The organism is Mycobacterium sp. PO1 (genome assembly GCF_017312405.1).
Taxonomy (GTDB): domain Bacteria; phylum Actinomycetota; class Actinomycetes; order Mycobacteriales; family Mycobacteriaceae; genus Mycobacterium.
Genome location: NZ_BLTG01000083.1, coordinates 1 through 1427, shown reverse-complemented (window position 1 = coordinate 1427; position 1427 = coordinate 1). Strand labels below are relative to the sequence as shown.

The following is a 1427-nucleotide window of genomic DNA, read 5'->3' as shown; positions in this document are numbered from 1 at the left end:
GGTTGCGTCCAGCAGAGTGGTGTACGAGTCGGACCTGATCAGGATGTCCGGCGTGTCGTAGCCGAATGATTGAAGGTCATCGCGTGATTCTTCGAGAGACCGTCCAAAGTCACTCGAGCAAAGGAATCGACGCGATGACCACCGCCCACAATATCGACCTGCCCGGCGTGCTCGCCGAACGACTCACCACCTGCCACCCCGACGTGCTGCGCGAGCTGTTGGCCACGTTCATCCACACCCTGATGGGCGCCGAGGCCGATGCCCTGTGCGGCGCCGGCTACGGCGAACGCAGCACCGAGCGCACCAATCAGCGCAACGGCTACCGCCACCGCCAATTCGACACCCGAGCAGGCAGTTTGGATCTGGCAATCCCCAAGCTGCGCCACGGCTCCTACTTCCCGGACTGGCTGCTGGAACGCCGCAAGCGCGCCGAACGAGCCCTGACAACCGTGGTCGCGACGTGTTATCTGCTCGGGGTGTCGACCCGGCGGATGGACAAGCTGGTGGAGACATTGGGGATCACGTCGTTGTCGAAGTCGCAGGTCAGCGTGATGGCCAAGGAACTCGACACCGCTGTCGAAGCGTTCCGCACCCGCCCGCTTGATGCCGGCCCGTACACGTTCATGGCCGCCGACGCCCTGGTGCTCAAGGTGCGCGAAGGCGGCCGGGTGGTCAACGTGCACGCCCTGATCGCGGTCGGGGTCAACAACGAGGGCTACCGCGAGATCCTGGGGGTCGACGTCACCACCGCCGAGGACGGAGCAGGCTGGCTGACGTTTCTGCGGTCGCTGACCGCCCGCGGCCTCTCGGGGGTGAAGTTGGTGACCTCCGACGCGCACGCGGGACTGGTCGCCGCGATCGGCGCCACCCTGCCCGGCGCGGCCTGGCAGCGGTGCCGCACCCACTACACGACCAACCTGATGGCCGTCACTCCGAAGGCGTCGTGGCCGTGGGTCCGCACCCTGCTGCATTCGGTGTTCGATCAACCTGATTCTGAATCCGTTGCCGCCCAATATGATCGGATCATCGACGCGCTAGCTGACAAGCTGCCCAAGACCGCGGAGCACCTGGAATCGGCGCGCCCGGATCTGCTGGCGTTCACCGCGTTCCCCAAACAGATATGGCGCCAGATCTGGTCCAACAACCCCCAGGAGCGTCTCAACAAGGAGATCCGACGCCGTACCGATGTCGTCGGCATCTTCCCCGACCGCAACGCGCTCATTCGTCTCGTCGGAGCCGTGCTGGCCGAACAACACGACGAATGGGCCGAATCCCGCCGCTACCTCGGCCTCGACGTGCTGAGCAAATCACGCACCGTCAACGACACCCCGACAGAACAGGAGGACACCCCCGCGGCACTGACCGCCTGAACCATCACCACGAAGAATCACACGACGACGTCGTACACCACCTCCCTGGACTTGACC

At 64.9% G+C, this 1427-nt stretch carries 1 protein-coding gene; it reads left to right on the top strand.

The window, feature by feature from the left end; genetic code table 11:
• Positions 1-134 precede the first annotated feature (134 nt).
• Complete coding sequence (locus J3476_RS23395) at positions 135-1370, top strand: IS256 family transposase (protein ID WP_207068726.1); 1236 nt, start codon at positions 135-137, stop codon at positions 1368-1370.
• Positions 1371-1427 lie beyond the last annotated feature (57 nt).